At 64.6% G+C, this 17,180-nt stretch carries 18 protein-coding genes; 11 read left to right on the forward strand and 7 right to left on the reverse strand.

The window, feature by feature from the left end; all coding sequences use genetic code 11:
* Positions 1 to 257: 257 nt before the first annotated feature.
* The 6 genes from AABD04_RS07855 (at position 258) to AABD04_RS07880 (ending at position 6,272) form a co-directional block, all read left to right on the forward strand.
* Entirely contained in the window at positions 258 to 992 is a 735-nt protein-coding gene (locus AABD04_RS07855; RefSeq protein WP_243595429.1) for a FadR/GntR family transcriptional regulator, read from the forward strand.
* Positions 993 to 1,124: 132 nt separating this feature from the next.
* Positions 1,125 to 1,688 carry a MaoC family dehydratase gene (locus AABD04_RS07860; protein WP_341440779.1) on the forward strand — a complete coding sequence of 188 codons (564 nt, stop codon included), beginning with the start codon at positions 1,125 to 1,127 and terminating at the stop codon, positions 1,686 to 1,688.
* The gene (locus tag AABD04_RS07865; RefSeq protein WP_341440780.1) at positions 1,685 to 2,902 is read left to right on the forward strand and encodes a CaiB/BaiF CoA transferase family protein; all 1,218 of its coding nucleotides are present in this window, start codon (positions 1,685 to 1,687) and stop codon (positions 2,900 to 2,902) included. The genes AABD04_RS07860 and AABD04_RS07865 overlap by 4 nt, the downstream gene beginning before the upstream one ends.
* The gene (locus tag AABD04_RS07870; RefSeq protein WP_341440781.1) at positions 2,899 to 4,269 is read left to right on the forward strand and encodes an MmgE/PrpD family protein; all 1,371 of its coding nucleotides are present in this window, start codon (positions 2,899 to 2,901) and stop codon (positions 4,267 to 4,269) included. The genes AABD04_RS07865 and AABD04_RS07870 overlap by 4 nt, the downstream gene beginning before the upstream one ends.
* Positions 4,270 to 4,293: 24 nt before the next feature.
* Complete coding sequence (locus AABD04_RS07875) at positions 4,294 to 5,457, forward strand: acyl-CoA dehydrogenase family protein (RefSeq protein ID WP_341440782.1); 1,164 nt, start codon at positions 4,294 to 4,296, stop codon at positions 5,455 to 5,457.
* The gene (locus AABD04_RS07880; protein ID WP_341440783.1) at positions 5,454 to 6,272 is read left to right on the forward strand and encodes an HpcH/HpaI aldolase/citrate lyase family protein; all 819 of its coding nucleotides are present in this window, start codon (positions 5,454 to 5,456) and stop codon (positions 6,270 to 6,272) included. Before AABD04_RS07875 ends, AABD04_RS07880 begins: the two co-directional genes overlap by 4 nt.
* A gap of 33 nt (positions 6,273 to 6,305) precedes the next feature.
* On the opposite strand, the gene AABD04_RS07885 is transcribed toward AABD04_RS07880, so the two are convergent.
* The 6 genes from AABD04_RS07885 to AABD04_RS07910 all read right to left on the reverse strand — a co-directional run bounded on the left by AABD04_RS07885 (position 6,306) and on the right by AABD04_RS07910 (position 11,186).
* On the reverse strand, positions 6,306 to 6,521 hold the full coding sequence (locus AABD04_RS07885; RefSeq protein ID WP_045840812.1) for a hypothetical protein: 216 nt from the start codon (positions 6,519 to 6,521) through the stop codon (positions 6,306 to 6,308).
* A 26-nt stretch (positions 6,522 to 6,547) separates the two neighbouring features.
* Positions 6,548 to 6,838, reverse strand: coding sequence for a 2TM domain-containing protein (locus tag AABD04_RS07890; protein WP_341440784.1), 291 nt, complete (start codon positions 6,836 to 6,838; stop codon positions 6,548 to 6,550).
* A 450-nt stretch (positions 6,839 to 7,288) separates the two neighbouring features.
* Complete coding sequence (locus tag AABD04_RS07895; RefSeq protein WP_341440785.1) at positions 7,289 to 8,098, reverse strand: ABC transporter ATP-binding protein; 810 nt, start codon at positions 8,096 to 8,098, stop codon at positions 7,289 to 7,291.
* A gap of 9 nt (positions 8,099 to 8,107) precedes the next feature.
* Positions 8,108 to 9,136 (reverse strand): ABC transporter substrate-binding protein, encoded by a 1,029-nt coding sequence (locus AABD04_RS07900; protein ID WP_341440786.1) that lies wholly within the window; start codon positions 9,134 to 9,136, stop codon positions 8,108 to 8,110.
* Positions 9,137 to 9,171: 35 nt separating this feature from the next.
* Entirely contained in the window at positions 9,172 to 10,041 is an 870-nt protein-coding gene (locus tag AABD04_RS07905) for an ABC transporter permease (protein WP_222068610.1), read from the reverse strand.
* A gap of 116 nt (positions 10,042 to 10,157) precedes the next feature.
* Positions 10,158 to 11,186, reverse strand: coding sequence for a LacI family DNA-binding transcriptional regulator (locus tag AABD04_RS07910; protein ID WP_341440787.1), 1,029 nt, complete (start codon positions 11,184 to 11,186; stop codon positions 10,158 to 10,160).
* A 211-nt stretch (positions 11,187 to 11,397) separates the two neighbouring features.
* On the opposite strand from AABD04_RS07910, the gene AABD04_RS07915 reads away from it, so the two are divergent.
* From AABD04_RS07915 to AABD04_RS07930, 4 genes are read left to right on the forward strand one after another with little or no spacing between them, the layout of a single operon-like run.
* Positions 11,398 to 12,555: a Gfo/Idh/MocA family protein gene (locus tag AABD04_RS07915; protein WP_341440788.1), complete on the forward strand. Its 1,158-nt coding sequence runs from the start codon at positions 11,398 to 11,400 to the stop codon at positions 12,553 to 12,555.
* Complete coding sequence (locus tag AABD04_RS07920; protein ID WP_341440789.1) at positions 12,552 to 13,733, forward strand: dihydrodipicolinate synthase family protein; 1,182 nt, start codon at positions 12,552 to 12,554, stop codon at positions 13,731 to 13,733. Before AABD04_RS07915 ends, AABD04_RS07920 begins: the two co-directional genes overlap by 4 nt.
* The gene (locus tag AABD04_RS07925) at positions 13,730 to 14,581 is read left to right on the forward strand and encodes a sugar phosphate isomerase/epimerase family protein (protein WP_341440790.1); all 852 of its coding nucleotides are present in this window, start codon (positions 13,730 to 13,732) and stop codon (positions 14,579 to 14,581) included. The genes AABD04_RS07920 and AABD04_RS07925 overlap by 4 nt, the downstream gene beginning before the upstream one ends.
* Positions 14,578 to 15,660 (forward strand): glycerate kinase, encoded by a 1,083-nt coding sequence (locus AABD04_RS07930; protein WP_341440791.1) that lies wholly within the window; start codon positions 14,578 to 14,580, stop codon positions 15,658 to 15,660. Before AABD04_RS07925 ends, AABD04_RS07930 begins: the two co-directional genes overlap by 4 nt.
* 51 nt (positions 15,661 to 15,711) lie before the next feature.
* On the opposite strand, the gene AABD04_RS07935 is transcribed toward AABD04_RS07930, so the two are convergent.
* Positions 15,712 to 16,365, reverse strand: a complete 654-nt coding sequence (locus tag AABD04_RS07935) for a hypothetical protein (protein WP_341440792.1) — start codon at positions 16,363 to 16,365, stop codon at positions 15,712 to 15,714.
* 248 nt (positions 16,366 to 16,613) lie between these two features.
* Here AABD04_RS07935 and AABD04_RS07940 point away from each other — a divergent pair, with 248 nt between their 5' ends.
* Positions 16,614 to 17,168: a DUF3558 domain-containing protein gene (locus AABD04_RS07940; RefSeq protein WP_341442986.1), complete on the forward strand. Its 555-nt coding sequence runs from the start codon at positions 16,614 to 16,616 to the stop codon at positions 17,166 to 17,168.
* Positions 17,169 to 17,180 lie beyond the last annotated feature (12 nt).

Consider the following 17,180-nt stretch of genomic DNA (forward strand, 5'->3'; position numbering starts at 1 on the left):
AAGTCGTTGTGGTCACGGCTGAGGTGACATGAGTCATAGTGCTGATGATCGGCGAGAAAAGCAATACCTCTGATGTATTGGGACCGAATTCTCAGGATTCGCGGTCCGATCCGGGACCATGCCGACGATTCCCCGCTAAAAAGCGGATGTATCGAGGGTCGAGATCCCCGCATCTCGGAGCATCGGCCAGGCTAAGCTCGAGCCGACCAGTACCCACCGGTCAGCAGAAGCAGTCGAGCGACAACCAGGGGGAAGACGTGGCCCAATCGGCACCGCTCAAGGCAACAGCCAAGAGCGTCCCCGCGTATGCGGTTCTCGCGGGACACCTGCGTACCCGCATTCTGTCCGGTGAGCTGCAACCGGGAGAGCGGCTCCCCGGCGAGGCCGAGCTGACCGCCGAATTCGGCGTCGGACGCAGCACCATCCGAGAAGCGCTTCGGTCGCTGGCCAGCCAAAATCTGATCGAGACGACCAGGGGAGTGACCGGGGGAAGCTTCGTGGCCGTCCCCAGCGTCGGGCACATCAGTGAGCACCTGGAAACCGGTGTGGCGTTGATGGCCGCCGCCGAGACCGTCACGGTCGACCAGCTGATGGAAGTGCGCAACCTGATGGAGGTGCCGGCCGCCGGCATCGCTGCATTTCGCCGCACCGACGAGCATCTCGAGCAGCTCAACGCGTCGATCTTCGACCCCAACGACGTGCAGGGCCCCGAAACGTTCACCAAGAACCAGGAATTCCACCTGGTCCTGCTCCGTGCAGCGCACAACCCGCTGCTCGAGCTCATCACGGCTCCCGTATTCCGAGTGTTGTCCGGCCGATTCGGCCGCGACCACGCACCCGAGGGCTTCTGGCAGTGCGTCGACAGCGACCATCGCGGTCTGCTCGACGTGGTGGCCGCCGGGGATTCCATGGCTGCGATGGACTTGATGCGTAAGCACCTCGACCACCTCGGCGACTCGTACCGACAGATGGACCGACTGCGCACCTCGTGAAACATCTGCTCTTTATGGAGCGATTCGCCGCAAAACTTGTCGTCCACCGGTTTCGTCGAACCCTTGACGCCGTAAACATCTGATGTTTATGGTCTAGGTAAGGCACTCGCCAAACTGACACGAGGAGACACGGTGGCAATCCATCCGGCCGTTCTGGGGCGCTTCTTCGATGACTACGCCGTGGGGGACGTCTACCAACATCCCTTCGGGCGGACGATCTCGGAGACCGACAACACGTGGGTCACACTGCTGTCGCTCAATACCAACCAGAACCACTTCAACGCGCATCTGGCGTCGCAGAACCCCATCACCGATGGGAAGGTCATCGTCAACTCCGGCTTCACCGTCTCTGTGGTGCTGGGGCTTTCGGTGATCGACATGAGTCAGAACGCGATCTCGAACCTCGCCTTCACCGATATCAAGATGTCTCACCCCGTCTACGCAGGCGACACCCTGTACGCCGAAAGCATCTGCACCGGGTTGCGCAAATCCGAGTCACGCCCCTACGCCGGCATCGTCTCGATGATCACCCGCGGCCTCAATCAGGATGGCGTCGAGGTCATTTCGTGGAAGCGCTCGGTCATGGTCGCCACCCGCGACAGTGGCATCGGGCAGAACTACTTCCCCGAAGCACAGAACGGCCCGCTCGAACTCCCGGCAGACCTTGAACTACAGACGAAAGACTCCGACGCATGAGGCCACTCGAAGACGTCCGCATCATCTCCCTCGAGCAGTACGGCGCAGGCCCGTTCGGTAGCTTGCACCTCGCCGATCTGGGCGCGGATGTCATCAAGATCGAGGACCCCAGCGTGGGCGGCGACGTCGGCCGCTACGTCCCGCCCTACAACGAGGGCGAGGACTCGCTGTTCTTCGAGAGCTTCAACCGGAACAAACGCTCTCTCTCACTGGACCTTTCGACCCCGAGCGGCCGAGCGGTGTTCGAGGACCTCGTCCGCACCAGCGACGCCGTCTACTCGAACCTCCGCGGCGACGTGCCCGAGAAGATCGGCATCACCTACGACCAGCTCAAGCACCTCAATCCCGCGATCGTGTGCTGCAGCCTCACCGGCTTCGGCATGACCGGTCCGCGCGCGAAAGAACCTGGCTACGACTACATTCTGCAGGGTCTCGCCGGCTGGATGAGCGTCACCGGCGACCCGGACGGCCCGCCCACCAAATCCGGTCTGTCCCTGGTCGATTACTCCGGTGGATTCGTCGCCGCGATCTCGCTGCTCTCGGGATTGCACGCTGCCCGACGCGACGGCATCGGTGGGGACTGCGACGTCTCGTTGTACGACACCGCGATGTCTCTGCTCACCTATCCCGCGACGTGGCACCTCAACGCCGGCTTCGAGCCGATCCGCACGAAGAACTCGGCACACCCCTCCCTGGTTCCGTTCCAGGCCTTCGAGGCGACGGACGGCTGGCTCATCGTCGGCTGCGCGAAGGAGAAGTTCTGGGACCGTTTGGTTGTTGCCATCGATCGCCCGGATCTCGGTGCCGATCCGCGGTTCACCAACTTCTCGCTGCGCGGTAAGCACCAGGACGTGCTGCTGCCGATCCTGGAAGATGTGTTCGCCACCAACACCGTCGATCACTGGCTCTCGAAGCTCGGCCCTGCCGGGGTGCCTTCCGGGCCGATCAACGACGTCGAGCATGCGCTGACCGAACCCCACACGCTCGCACGCAATCTTGTGGTCGAGACCGAGCATCCGGTGTACGACACGGTGCGCCAGGTCGCCTCCCCGGTCAATTTCGGATCCGAGGCCAAGCAGTACCGCCGTGCTCCGCAGCGCAACGAGCACTTCGACGACATCGTGCGCGACCAACTGGGATACGACGACGAACGCGTCGCAAAACTGAAGGCGGAGGGAGCCTTCGGTACGGCGAAGGACGAGGTGCGGGCGTGACCTCGACGATCCTGGCGGAGTGGGCATCGGGTGTCACCGTCGCCGATCTGTCCGAGGACGTCCGGCACGCGGCCGCACGTCACCTACTCGACGGCGTCGGTAATACCGTTGCGGCCCAACGTCTCGGCTATGGCCGACCGGGCTGGACAGTAGCCGACGCCCTGGGTGGGCCCCAGGAAGCCCGGCCACTCACCGGAACCCGCGGACTGTCCGCGCCGGCAGCCGCCTTCGCGACCGGGGTGATGCTGCACTCTCTGGATTTCGACGACACGCATGCGGGCGCTCTGGTGCACGCGACGGCGGTATCTCTTCCTGCGGCATTCGCCGTCGGACAGCAAGTGTCGGCCTCGGGTGCAGATGTGCTGACCGCCGCGGCCCTCGGGCTCGAAACCGCCTGTCGCCTCGGCGAAGTCAGTCCGCACGGATTTCACGCTCGGGGCGTGCATGCCACGGCAGCGGTGGGACCGTTGACGGCCTCGCTCGTTGCCGGACACCTCTCGAAGTTCGACACCGAAACACTGGTCAACGCCCTGGGCATCGCCGGGTCGTCCAGCTCGGGACTGCTCGAGTTTCTCGATACCGACGCCGACACCAAGGCGCTGCATCCCGGATCGGCCAGCATGAACGGTGTGCTGGCCGCCCGGCTCGCGGCCGCCGGAGCCACCGGACCGTCGTCGGTTCTCGAAGGTCGACGCGGACTCTACGCAGCGTTGACCGACCGGCCGACGAACTTCGCGTCACTGACCGAAGGACTCGGGACGCGGTGGGAAGCCACCCGGATCGGCATCAAGCCGTATCCCAGTTGCCAGCTGATGCACGTCACGCTCGATGCAGTGACGAAGGCGCTCGGCGACAGTACGGTTCAGGCGAGCGACGTGGCCGACATCGAGGTGTTCGTTCACCCCGATTCGAGTCCGTTCGTCTGCGGACCCAACACCGGGGTCGCGTCACCGCGTAGTACCTACGACGGCAAATTCGACCTGCCGTGGAGCGTGGCCGCGCTGCTGCACGACGGTGCCATCACCGTCTCGACTTACACCGACGAATCCATCGCACGCGAGAACGTCCTCGTCACCGCCCGCAAGGTACGGGTGACGAACCTACCGTCCGAGGTTCCCGCGGCGGCCGCGTCGGGCAGGGCGGTTCTCACCCTCACCGACGGACGAGTGCTCGACGCCTCCGTCGGCGGCAGCCAAGGAAGCGCCGGGTTCCCGCTGAGCGACGACCGTCTGCTGGAGAAGTTCCTCGGCAACTGCGGCAACGACTCTCGTGCCACCGAGCTGGCCGACCGCGTCCTCGGGTTGGTCGACGAAACCGACTTGACCGCCATCCTCGACCTCGCCGCAGCCATCGCGCCGGCACCCTGACACTTCAACCGACAGGACATCATCATGGACTTCACGTACGACGAGCAGCAGACGGCCTTCCGGAAAGCATTGCGCACCTTTGTCGACAAGGAAATCATCCCCGTCGCGAACGAGTGGGAGAAGACGGGTCGATACCCCACGGAGATCGTCGAGCATATGAAGGCCATGGGACTGTTCGGGATCACGACGCCGGAGGAGTACGGCGGCCTCGACCTCGACAAGGTCTCGTTCACCCTGGTGTACGAGGAGCTGGCCCGCGGATGGATGGGCGTCGCCGGCATTCTCGGCAGCCACAACCTCTCGTGCTGGATGATCGGCAAGCACGGCACCGAGGAGCAGAAGAAGACGCTGCTGCCCAAGCTCGCGTCCGGTGAATGGCGAACGGGCGTCGGTCTGACCGAGCCGGGTGCCGGCACCGACCTGCAGGGCATCAAGACCACCGCCAAGCGCGACGGCGACCACTACGTCGTCAACGGTGCCAAGACGTGGATCACCAACGCACGCCACGCGAATGTGCTTCCGGTACTGGTGAAGACCGACACCACGACCACGCCGGCCCACAAGGGCATGTCGCTGCTGCTGATCGACACCAGCACCGACGGTTTCGAGGTGCAGCGCGACATGGGCAAGCTCGGCTACAAGGGCACCGAATCGTGTGAGATCACGTTCACCGATGTGCGCGTCCCCGTCGACGCAGTGCTCGGTGGGGTGGAGGGTCGTGGTCTGCAGCAGGCGCTGTCCGGTCTCGAGATCGGTCGCCTGAATATTGCCGGACGCAGCGTCGGCATCGCACAGGCCGCCTACGATGCTGCCCTCGAATACGCGAAGCAGCGCACCGCATTCGGGCAGCCCATCGCCGAGTTCCAGGCCATCCAGCTCAAGATCGCCGACATCGCGACCCAGCTGCAGGCTGCACGTCTGATGACGTACTGGGCTGCATCACAGGCGGATTCGGGTAAGCGCGTCGACATGGAGGCCGGCATGGCGAAGTACTTCGCCTCCGAAGCCGCCATCACCGCCAGCCTCGAAGCCATGCGCATTCACGGTGGCTACGGCTACTCCACCGAGTTCGTCGTCGAGCGTCTCTACCGCGACGCTCCGCTCATGGCCATCGGTGAGGGCACGAACGACATCATGCGCACCGTGATCGCCAAGTCTCTCGTCGCGGGCACGGGCGTCATCGGATGAGGACGGCTCTGACCTACCTCTATGTTCCCGGGGACGTGCCGGAGCGTTTCGACAAAGCACTGGCATCGGGCACCGACGCGGTGGTGTTGGATCTCGAGGACGCCGTCACTGCGGCGAACAAGGATCACGCCCGTGCGACGGTGGCCGAGTGGGTTGCTGCCTGCGATCCGGGTGACGTGCAGATCTGGGTGCGGGTGAACCCAGGGCCGTTGCAGGAGAGCGATATTCGCGCGGTGTTGCACCCGAACCTGACCGGTATCTGGCTGCCCAAGGTGTCGTCTGCTCGCGAGGTGGAGCAGGCCGATGCTCTACTGAGTGGCACCGGCGCGGTGGTCTCGCCCCTCATCGAGACGGCCGCCGGAGTGTTTGCCGCTCTCGAGATTGCCCGTGCCCCTCGGGTCAAGTTTTTGCAGATCGGGGAGGTGGACCTGGCCGCAGATCTCGGCGTCGACGGCTCGGCGGAGTCACTGTCGTTCGTGCGTGCTCAGGTGGTGGCAGCCAGCGTGGCGGCAGGAATCGATCCGCCGCCTGCGGCGGTGTCGCGAAACTTCCGAGATTCCGATGCGTTCGAGGCCGATACTCGCACGTTGGCCGGTCTCGGATTCGTCGGACGCGCGTGTATACATCCGGCTCAACTCGCGCGGGTGCGAACGGTGTTCGTGCCCTCGGAGGACGAGGTGCGTGAGGCCGAGGAGATGTTGGCCGACTTGGAACGTGCCACCTCGGGAGTGGCCGTGGACAGCAAGGGATTCCTGATCGACGAGGCCGTGGCCCGAACTGCTCGCCGAGTGGTGGACCGGGCCGCGTCGCGATAGCCGATCCGGTGGATTCGAGACGGCGGCAACAGGTTACCCGGCCAACGCCCCGAGGGCCTGGTAGACGAGGAACGCCGGCCAGACGAACGACTTGAGTACGGCGACAACGTGTTCGCCGAATCCTGACGCGGCCTGCCACCAGAAGATCAGACTGCCGATGCCGCCGAAGAAGTACACCGCCTCACCTCCGGTTCCCGGAGTGGAACGGGTCGACGTGCGGTGCGTGTGCTCTCGATCTGTAGCGGACATCGAATTCTCCTGCTCGTCGTGAGTGGTCAACTTCGTTCTTGGATGCGCTTCATCTCGCGCTGGATACGCGCTTCGCTGGGGGAGTGGCCGAAGGCGTCGTATGCGTCGAACAGCACACCGATTCCCCAACCCACGATCGAAAAGATCGGCCAGAAGAACGGACGGCCGTTCATCGCCCAAATTCCGGTCAGGCAACCATTGACTATCAGGTAGATCATCAGATGGACCCGAAAGTCCGCCTGCCTGTTCAAGCGCGCAACTGCTCGCGTACGTAGATCAGGCTTGTCGGTTGCACCCTGCTCTTGTCCCGTGGTCATCACGTTCGCCTTCCCTCTGCGGCTGCGTCGGAGATTCATCGTCCATCGATGTCGACCGGCGACCCTAGGGCCTTGTGTCACATGGACCCGACCCGATCGGCCCGGAAACCGAGGCCTCGGGCCGGCCGTCCTGCTGCGATCGAGCGACCGTTGCGTGTTCAGAATTCGAGTAGCTGCCGGAAGACATGCGAGGGAGCCGTCCGGTGAGCGGCCAAGGAGCCGGGAAGCGAGTGGGCGAACTCGTGGGCGCTCGGACCGCGGGACGCTGTGGTGGATGTCAGCTCGATCAATCCGGACATGCGCGAGGGGCGAATTGGTGCGATGAGCGTGCAGCGACGGCAAGATATGTTGGGTCTCGGAGAAGAGCGTCGGTATTCTTTGTCCTGAGCCGAGACGCCGGAAGGCCCTGCAGACCGGTGTCATCTGCAGGGCCGAGTATGGGAGTTGTACTCAGTCCGCGCTCGTCGTCGCTCCCAGCAGATCACGCACAGTGTTTGCAACACTGATGAATTCGGGCTTCTCCATCGTGGCGCTGTAGTCCCGATGCACAGGAAGGTCGACGTCGAGGATGTCCACTATCCGACCCGGCCGCGGGCTCATGACGACGACCCGGTTGGCGAGGTAGACCGCTTCGGCGACGGAGTGAGTGACGAGCATGACCGTCGTGCCGGTTTCTCGCCAGATGCGGTGCAGCTCGACGTTCATCTTCTCGCGGGTGAGAGCGTCCAGAGCGCCGAACGGCTCGTCCATGAGCAGCACCTCCGGCTCGTGCAGCAGGGCACGGCACAGGGATACGCGCTGCTGCATGCCGCCGGACAGCTCGTGGGGGAGAGCTCCCTCGAAGCCCGTCAAACCGGTCATCTCGATCAGCTGATCGGCTTTCGCGGCCGCGGCCTTCCTGTTCATTCCGCGCATCTCACCCTGAAGCAGAATGTTCTTCCGCACCGTCCGCCATTCCAGCAGGGCCGCGCGTTGGAAGACGTAACCGATGTTGCGCTGGGGGCCGTGCACCTCCTTGCCTGCCAGCTCCACCGAACCACGAGAGGCACCGGTCAGGCCGGCGACCACCTTGAGAAGGGTGGACTTGCCGCAGCCGGACGGCCCTGCGATGGAAACGAATTCGCCCCTGCCGACTCGGAGGTCGACGTCGGAGAGAGCGGTGACGTCACCTCGCTTGGAGGAGAACTGGACGGTCAGGTTGTCCACCGATACCGCGGTGTCGGTCATCGTTGTCGGCCGTTCACTGGTGATGGCGTTCATGATTGCGTCTCATTCCTCGTTGGAGGTGAAGCTGGAGTCCCAGTACGTCGACGCCTCGGCTCCGGTCTCGGTGAGTCCGGCGTCGCTGAGGATGCTGATGGTGTTGGCCCAGTCCTCGTCACTGTTGACGCCCGGTGCCATTCCTTCGGTGTTCTCGGTCGTGAGCAGTGGGATCGTCTCCTGCCATTGCTGCAGCAGCACCGACTCCGGCGGAGTCTGCGGGTCCTTACCGACCATCGACGCCACGGCCGCTTCCGGATTGGCGATGGCTGCCTCGAACGACTCGCGGGTGGCGTCGACCATGGCCTGAGCGAGCTCCGGCGAGTTCTCGATGGTCGACGTGTTGGCGATGAGGCCGTTGCTGTAGAAGTTCAGCCCCTCATCGGAGTAGCGGAGATAGCGCATCTCGCGTCCGGACTTGTTCGCGATGTTGGGCCCTTGGTCGTGTGCGAAGCCGATGAGACCGTCGACCTGACCCGACAGCATCGCGGCGATCTTGCCTGCGGAGTCCAGACTCTGCTGCTGAACCTGGTCCTCGGGAACGCCGGCGCGGTCGAGGAAGATGGGGAATGTGGTGGTGGGGGCGTCGCCGGCGGACACGGCGATGGTCTTGCCTGCGAGGTCGGCGGTGGTCTGGATCGGTCCGTCCGCGTAGACCTGCACAGCCGACGGCGTCGTCTGCAGGAATACGCCGAGGCTCTTGACCTTCACGCCCTTGTCGATGTTGGACATCACGGCCGCGGTATCGGCCCAGCCGAAGTCGGTTTGGTTCGAGCCCGCCGCCTGGGTGGTCTTGGTCGATCCTTGTCCGGCGGTGATGGTGAGGTCGATACCGTGCTCGGCGAAGATTCCCTCCTGCACGCCGTAGTAGAACGGGGCGTGCTCGCCGTAGGGATACCAGTTGAGCATCAGCGAGGTCGCGGTGGTCTCACCGTCGGTGCCAGGGGCCTTTTCCTCGCCGCCACCTCCTCCGCTGCATCCGGCGAGTACCAGAGCGGACGACGCGACGGTCGCCACCAGAACGTTCTTGAGCTTCATGGAATGTGTCCTTCGATGTAGGGAGAGCAAGCGGGTCACACAGCGCCGACGGACGCGGTGGAGCGACGCGATGCGTGCCAGGGGATGAGGAATTTCTCGGCGATCTCGATGATCAGGAAGAGGAGAATTCCCAGTAGGGACATGATGATGAGCGCAGCGAAAAGCATTGCTGTGTCGATGTTTCCGTTGGCCTGGAGGATCACGTACCCCAGACCTTCGTTGGCACCGACGAATTCACCGACCACCGCACCGGTCACCGCGAGTGTTGCGGCGATCTTCAGGCCGGACATCAGCTGGGGCAACGACGCGGGAAAACGCACCTTGCAGAACGTCTTCCATTTGCTCGCGCCCATCGTCGAGGTGAGTTCGAGGATCTCGGGATCGACGGAACGCAATCCCGCCATTCCGGCGATGACGATGGGGAAGAACGCCATCAGGACGGCCACGAGGATCTTGGGGCTCGGACCGAAGCCGAGCCACACGACGAACAGCGGCGCGATGGCGATCTTCGGGATCACCTGCGCGAACAGGATGAGCGGGTACATCGTCTTCTCGATCGAGGACGAATAGATCATCACCACCGCGACGGCGATGCCGACCACCGAGGCGATGACGAAGCCGGCAATGGTCTCGTAGGTGGTCACCCAGGTGTGGCCGGCGAGGTAGGAGGCGTTGTCCACCATCGTCGACCACGTGTCACCGGGTGACGGGAGAATGTAGGGCGCAACGAGTTCGGAGGCGGTGACGGCCCACCAGGCGGCGACGAGCACAGCCACGAGGGCCAGTGGCCGCCACAGACCGGACCAGGTATTGCGGAGCGAAGGGAACCGTCGACGACGGGTCGGTGCGGGTTGAGGAACCGACGCAGTGGCAGAACGGACTTCGACCGACGATGTTGTCGTCATAAGGAGTCCTCGAGCTAGTAGGAGAGCGGGTCCGTCTACTCCCGCTGGAATGCGCTTTCCGAAGCTGTCGCCCAACGTAGTGTGATTGCGCCCACAGTGTCAAGCAATTCGGACAATCAGCTGTTCAGGGCAGTGCTGCGCCGCAGCACGACGGTCCCCGGTGCCCACTCCCGGCTTCCGGGGCGACTCTGCGGATCGAGGGCGAGCTGCACGGCTCGCTCGCCGATGTCGACCAACGACAGAGCGACGGTCGTCAGGCTCGGGGAGTGATCCCGCAGGGTGGGGATGTCGTCGAATCCCGCGACGCAGACGTCCTCCGGCACGCTCAGGCCCAGCTCGCGCCACGCTGCGATTGCCCCGATGGCCATGACGTCGGTGACCGCGAATACGCAGGGAGGTGTGCCGTGGCCGGGGGAGAGCTCGAGCGCAGCCGCCAGGCGTCGTGCGGCGCTGTAGCCACCGTCTCGCGAGAAGTCCCCGGCCACTTCGATTTCCGGTGTGAGGCCGTGTGTGCACAGTGTCTCGACGAAGCCGTTGCGACGATCGGTCGAGGTCCGGATATTTCCCGGTCCGCCGATGATCGCGAAGCGTCGATGGCCGTGTGCGTGCAGGGCCTGTGCCAGAGCCGCCGATGCGGCGAAATTCTCGGGTTCGACCGCAGAGGCGAACGGCACCGGTTGCCCGATCACCACCACCCTGCCGCCGTTGTCGCGGTATGCCGCGAATTCTTGTTCCAACGCTCGGTCCAAGTCGCCACTCTGCCTCGAGCCGGCCAGGATGATGGCGTCGGCGCGGTGCGAGATGAAGGTGGCGACCGACTGCCGTTCGAGAGCGAAATCGCGCTCGGTACTGGCCAGCAGTACCAGCTTGTCGGCCGCGCGAGCCTCGTTCTGCACGCCGCGAACGATGGACGAGAAGTAGGGGTCGGCCACGTCGTGCACCACGAGCCCGATCAGGCCCGTCGACGACCGGGCCAGCGCTTGGGCCTGAGCGTTGGCGATGTAGCCGAGATCGGCCGCTGCTGCGCGCACGCGATCGGCCACACCCTCGCCGGGTACTCGTGACGAGCCGTTGAGCACCCGCGACGCTGTGGCCTGCGAGACGCCCGCCGCCGCGGCCACATCGCTGAGTCGTACTGCGGCCATGCACACTCACCCCCTGCGAAATCATTGCGATCGACGGTCGCCTCTTGACCGATCGACTCCGACAGCATAGCTTGGAAAGCGCATTCCGAAGCTGACTTTTCCTCACGACGCGTAGTGGACTTTCCGCCACACCGTCGATACGGCCCCATCCGTCATGGCTCGCCGTCGTCCCACGTCCTTCGTCATCAGTGCACAGAAAGGGCAATCTCTCATGCCCACACCAACCCGTACCTTGCGCATCGCCATGAACGGCGTGACCGGCCGCATGGGCTACCGTCAGCATCTCCTTCGGTCCATCCTGCCCATCCGCGACGCCGGTGGACTCCTCCTCGACGACGGCACGCGCATCCAGGTCGAGCCGATCCTGGTCGGCCGCAACGAAGCCAAGCTCCAGGAGCTCTGCACCCGGCACGGTATCGCCGAGTACACCACCGACAGCGCATCCGTCATCGACGACGCGTCCATCGACATCTACTTCGACGCTCAGGTCACCTCGCGTCGCGCCGAGGCACTCTCGTCGGCGATGAAGGCCGGCAAGCACATCTTCACCGAGAAGCCGACCGCCGAAACACTGACACAAGCCATCGAACTGGCCCGCATCGGACAGAACGCGGGCATCACGGCCGGCGTCGTACACGACAAGCTCTACCTCCCCGGACTGGTCAAGCTCAAGCGGCTCGTCGACGAAGGATTCTTCGGCCGCATCCTCTCCCTACGAGGCGAATTCGGCTACTGGGTCTTCGAGGGCGAGGGTCAGCCCGCCCAACGCCCCAGCTGGAACTACCGGGCCGAGGACGGCGGCGGCATCGTCGTCGACATGTTCTGCCACTGGAACTACGTGCTCGAAGGCATACTCGGCAAGGTCGAGACCGTCACCGCCAAGACCGCCACTCACATCCCGACGCGCTGGGACGAGCAGGGCAACGAATACGCCGCCACCGCAGACGACGCCGCCTACGGCATCTTCGAGATGGAGAACGGCGTTGTCGCCCAGATCAACTCGTCGTGGGCGGTGCGAGTGTTCCGAGACGAACTGGTCGAATTCCAGATCGACGGCACGCACGGATCGGCGGTCGCGGGGTTGCGCAACTGCGTCGCCCAGCATCGTTCGCACACCCCCAAGCCTGTGTGGAATCCAGATCTGCCCGTCACCGAACCGTTCCGCGAACAGTGGCTCGAGGTCCCCGCGAACGCCGACCTGGACAACGGTTTCAAGTTGCAATGGGAAGAGTTCCTGCGTGACGTCGTCGCCGAACGGCCGCACCGCTACGGTCTGCTCTCCGCCGCCCGCGGTGTGCAGTTGGCCGAGCTCGGTTTGCGTTCCTCCGCCGAGGGCCGCCGCCTCGACGTCCCGGAGATCGCGCTGTGACCGCCGTCGACTCCCGGGTGTCGATCACCCTCCCCGGCCACGGGTTCTACGCGCTCGGCGAACCGGGCGAGTGGATCAAACCCACCGCACCCATCACCTCACGCGTCGCATATGCCGCCGCACACGTCATCCCTAGTGTCATGGGGGACAACACTCCTGGGGCTCCCGCCGACATCGACTGGGACGCCACTCTGGCCTACCGCCACGAACTCTGGTCCTACGGACTGGGCGTCGCCGACGCGATGGATACCGCCCAGCGCGGCATGGGCCTGGACTGGGCCGCGACGTCCGAGCTGATCCGCCGCTCCGGAGCCGAAGCCGCTCGCGTCGGCGGGTCACTCGCCTGCGGTGCGGGCACGGACCAACTCGACTTGGATGCGCTGCCGTCGGGCAAGGACGGTCTCGTTGCTGTGCTCGACGCCTACCGCGAGCAGATCGCGGTGGTCACCGAGTCGGGCGCGAAGGTCATAATCATGGCCTCACGCGCTCTGGCTCGGGTCGCGACGTCTGTCGACGACTATCTGTCGGTCTACTCGACCCTGCTCGACGAGGTCGATGAGCCAGTCGTATTGCATTGGCTCGGAACGATGTTCGATCCGGCGCTCGCCGGGTATTGGGGGAGCTCAGACATCCCCTCGGCCACTGCGACTTTCGAGAGCCTGATCGCCTCGCACTCATTCAAGGTCGACGGCGTGAAGGTGTCGTTGCTCGACGCGCAGCACGAGATCGCCCTGCGAGCCGGGCTGCCCGACGGCGTCCGCCTCTACACCGGCGACGACTTCAACTACCCCGAGCTGATCATCGGTGATGGACAGCATCATTCGGATGCACTGCTCGGCATCTTCGCCGGTATATACCCCGCGGCGTCGACGGCATTGCAGGAACTCGACCTCGGCAATACCGCTCGCGCCGAGGAGATTTTGCGCTCGACGCAGGAACTCGGCCGGCACATTTTCGCCGCTCCCACGTATTATTACAAGACCGGAATTGCGTTCCTGTCGTGGCTCAACGGCAAGCAACCTGGGTTCTCGATGGTGGGCGGCTTGTCATCCGGACGCAGCGTGAAGCATCTGACGACGCTGTTCGTCCTGGCCGATCGCGCAGGGTTGCTGGCGGATCCATCGCTGGCCGCGCACCGCATGGGGCTCTACCTCGAACTGAACGGGGCAGCGTCGTGAGTATCGCACCGTTCGACCTCGACAACCCTTACTCAGCACTGTCTCTCAACACCAAGACGACGAACGCCTGGACGCTGAAGCAAGCCGTCGACGGTGCCGCTCGAGCCGGGCTGGGTGCAATAGGTCCGTGGCGGGATCGAATTCAGGAAGCCGGTGTGAGCGAGTCGGCCAAGCTGATCTCGGACGCCGGTCTGCGGGTGTCGAGCCTGTGTCGCGGCGGGTTCCTCACGGCCATCGACGACGACGGTCTCGACGACAACCGTCGCGCTCTCGACGAAGCCGCCGAACTCGGGGCACCCGAGCTCGTGATGGTCATGGGTGGCATCCCCGATCGCGACCTCGTCGGAGCTCGGGCGCGAGTGGAGGAGAGGCTGGCCCTGCTCGTTCCGTACGCACTCGAGCGTGGGGTGCGCATTGCGCTCGAACCCTTGCACCCGATGTTCGTGGCCGACCGCGCGGTCATCTCCACACTGGGACAGGCATTGTCGATGGCCGAGCCGCACCCGGTGGAGGCCGTGGGCGTCGTCGTCGACACCTTCCACGTGTGGTGGGATCCGGATCTGGAGTCACTGATCCGAATTGCTGGTGAGCGTGGCCGCATCAGCTCGTACCAGGTGTGCGATTGGCTGGTGCCGATGGAAGCCGACCCCCTCCTCTCGCGCGGAATGATGGGCGATGGTGTGATCGACTTCGAGTCCATCGGCCGATGGGTTCGAGGCGCTGGATACCGGGGTGATGTGGAAGTGGAGATCTTCAACGCTGCTGTGTGGGCGACCGACGGGGACCAGGTGATCGAGACGATGAAGCAGCGCTACCGCGATCTGGTTCTGCCCGGTCTGATCGCATGAGAATTCTCTTCGCCCCCGATTCCTTCAAAGGCACCATCGACGCTGTCGATGCCGCCGCGGCGCTGATCGAGGGGTGGGCGGCTGTCCGCAGCGGTGACGACCTGGTGTCGATGCCGCAGGCCGACGGGGGTGAAGGGACACTCGATGTGCTGGCAGCGTGCTCGGCGGGCTCGACGTGGTCGTCGGTGTCCGGTGTCTGCGGCCCGGACGGTCGGCCCGTCGACGCGCGATGGTTGACGCTCGAGAACGGCCGGGCGGTGATCGAGCTGGCGGAGTCCTCGGGCATCGCGATGATGGTGTCGCTGAATGCACTGACCGCGACGACGCGCGGGCTCGGAGAGGTGATCCGGGAGTGCGGTTCGGATCGAATCTCGGTGGCACTCGGGGGCTCGGCCTCCACCGACGGTGGGTTGGGAGTGCTCCGGGCACTGGGTGTTCGGGTGCTGGACGAATTGGGTCAGGACGTTCCGGAGGGCGGTGCCGGTCTGCTGGTCGCCCGATCGGTGGACGCGTCGGGTCTCGCGGGAGTGCCGTCCGACATCGAATTGCTGACCGATACGCGCGCGGTGTTGTTCGGACCCGACGGTGCCGCACAGGTATTCGGGCCGCAGAAGGGTGCGTCGGCCGCCGACATCGAGGTACTCGACGAGGCGTTGCAGCGCTGGGCCGGGTTGCTCGCCGACGCCGGCTTGCCGGCCGATCCGTTCATGCCGGGGACCGGCGCTGCGGGCGGAGTGGGAATTGGGCTGTGCGCGCTGGGGGCTCGTGTATCCGGCGGGGCGGAACGGGTGTCGGAGCTGACAGGACTGTCGGCTGCGGTTCCTGCAGCGGACCTCGTGGTGACGGGTGAGGGCAAGTTCGACCGCACGTCGCTGACGGGCAAACTCGTCGGACATGTGGTCCAGATGTGTTCGGACGCTTCAGTTCCGGTGGCGGTGGTCGCCGGGGCGGTCGATTCGGACGTCGACGTGCGGACCGTGTCGCTGACGGACCTTGCCGGCAGTGGGGAGACGGCCATGGCGGATCCGCGACGGTGGTTGATCGACGCTGGACGGCGTCTGGCCAATGAAGTCCGATAGCGAGGGCCACAGAGAACTACGAGGGCGGCGCGGAGGTCGAGCCTCGAGCTCCTAGGCCGTCGTACGCAATGCCCACGCCCGCGCGAGTGCAAAGGTTGCCACGAGTACGCACAGCACCGCCACGATCACGGCGACGAAGGTCGATGCCGTCGTGGAGAATCCGCGAATCCAGGCAGTCCCCGTTCCGACGAGAGTGGCGAGGACACCTCCTACCGGGAGAAAGGCAGCCACGACCTTGGTCGTCCGGGACGACAACGGATCGTGACTTGCCCTGAGCAGCAACCGAACCGAGGCGACTCCGAGCGCGTAGGCGAAAACTCCGGTGCCTGCGTATATCGGCAGCAAGTACTCGGTCGAGACGCTCGAATTCAGACCGGAAAAGCTTGTTCCGACCAGAATCAGTACGGGCGTCATCCCCAGCGTCACTCCGATCAGACCGGCAACGGCGACCAGCCCAACTCGCCGAGAGGGATCGACAGCGAATCGAAAGCCGCACAGGTACAGCACCAGGCCTGCGAGCATCCCGACCACTGCCCCGACTGACGCAGCGACAATGGGCTGCACCCACGGCCCCAGCGTGGTGTCCGGACCATAGAACGACCCGCCGGAGACGTACGCCGAGTACCCCGCAGTCGAGGTCGCCGAGTGACCCAGCACTGCAATCACCGCGCCGAGCAAAGCAAAACCACTTCCCTGTTTGATCACGCGTCAATGATGACGGATGTCCGATCTTCGTAGAGAAATTCGGACGGAGTGTTGCCCGGTCGTCGAAGGATGGCTCGTTCCCTGCCGCGGCTTCGCCCCGGGGTGCGACGGTGTCCACTCGAGCGGGGCAATCGTCGCACCGATCGGGAAACGCCAGGCACAACTGCGTCCGATCCGATGGAACCGATGTCGCGGTAGCTGCGTCCAACATCAAGGATGGGTTCCATGGACGGAGTGCTGTGAGCAAGATGCGATTGCTGATCGGGAGTGCGGCCGGCGTGATGCTGGTGGCAACCGGATGCGGAGGGGCGACCGAAGGCATACCCGTTGCAGCACCGTCGACGACATCGGTGATGCCAACCGCTCCGGCGAACGGGGCGTGGGATCCGTGCACCATCCCAGACGCTGCCATCGAAGGTGCGGGGTTGGCCGTGGAGACGAAGTCTTCGAACTTGGTGGGGGATCTGCCGATCTCGGAAGACTGGATGACGTGTATCTGGACAAACCCTCTGCCAACGCCGTGGTATCACCTCGGAATCTTCTCGTCCACTGAAAGTCTGGACTATCTGCGTGGGAGTGGACGTTTCGGGCAGTTCGAGCCGATTGAGGGCCTCGACGGGTTGCGGTTCCGCCGGACTACTCAGTACGACGAGGTCAACTGCGGCGTCGCCTTCGAACACCCGAATGGCGTGTTCTACCTCGTCCTCGACGGCTTTCTGGCGACCCAGCCCCTCGGAGATCCGTGTGTCGAGGTGGAACGGTTGGCGCGTTCGCTCCGGCCATCCATGCCTTCATCGAACTAGTTGGGGAGGAAC

Source organism: Rhodococcoides navarretei (assembly GCF_038069675.1).
Classification (GTDB): Bacteria; Actinomycetota; Actinomycetes; order Mycobacteriales; family Mycobacteriaceae; genus Rhodococcoides; species Rhodococcoides navarretei.

Bases quoted from the DNA above. Each gene is read 5' to 3' on its own strand.
- AABD04_RS07895 (WP_341440785.1), bottom strand. From the start codon at position 8,098: ATGAACGCCATCACCAGTGAACGGCCGACAACGATGACCGACACCGCG.
- AABD04_RS07915 (WP_341440788.1), top strand. From the start codon at position 11,398: ATGCCCACACCAACCCGTACCTTGCGCATCGCCATGAACGGCGTGACC.
- AABD04_RS07930 (WP_341440791.1), top strand. From the start codon at position 14,578: ATGAGAATTCTCTTCGCCCCCGATTCCTTCAAAGGCACCATCGACGCT.
- AABD04_RS07900 (WP_341440786.1), bottom strand. From the start codon at position 9,136: ATGAAGCTCAAGAACGTTCTGGTGGCGACCGTCGCGTCGTCCGCTCTG.
- AABD04_RS07875 (WP_341440782.1), top strand. From the start codon at position 4,294: ATGGACTTCACGTACGACGAGCAGCAGACGGCCTTCCGGAAAGCATTG.
- AABD04_RS07910 (WP_341440787.1), bottom strand. From the start codon at position 11,186: ATGGCCGCAGTACGACTCAGCGATGTGGCCGCGGCGGCGGGCGTCTCG.
- AABD04_RS07905 (WP_222068610.1), bottom strand. From the start codon at position 10,041: ATGACGACAACATCGTCGGTCGAAGTCCGTTCTGCCACTGCGTCGGTT.
- AABD04_RS07865 (WP_341440780.1), top strand. From the start codon at position 1,685: ATGAGGCCACTCGAAGACGTCCGCATCATCTCCCTCGAGCAGTACGGC.
- AABD04_RS07880 (WP_341440783.1), top strand. From the start codon at position 5,454: ATGAGGACGGCTCTGACCTACCTCTATGTTCCCGGGGACGTGCCGGAG.
- AABD04_RS07890 (WP_341440784.1), bottom strand. From the start codon at position 6,838: ATGACCACGGGACAAGAGCAGGGTGCAACCGACAAGCCTGATCTACGT.
- AABD04_RS07940 (WP_341442986.1), top strand. From the start codon at position 16,614: ATGCGATTGCTGATCGGGAGTGCGGCCGGCGTGATGCTGGTGGCAACC.
- AABD04_RS07885 (WP_045840812.1), bottom strand. From the start codon at position 6,521: ATGTCCGCTACAGATCGAGAGCACACGCACCGCACGTCGACCCGTTCC.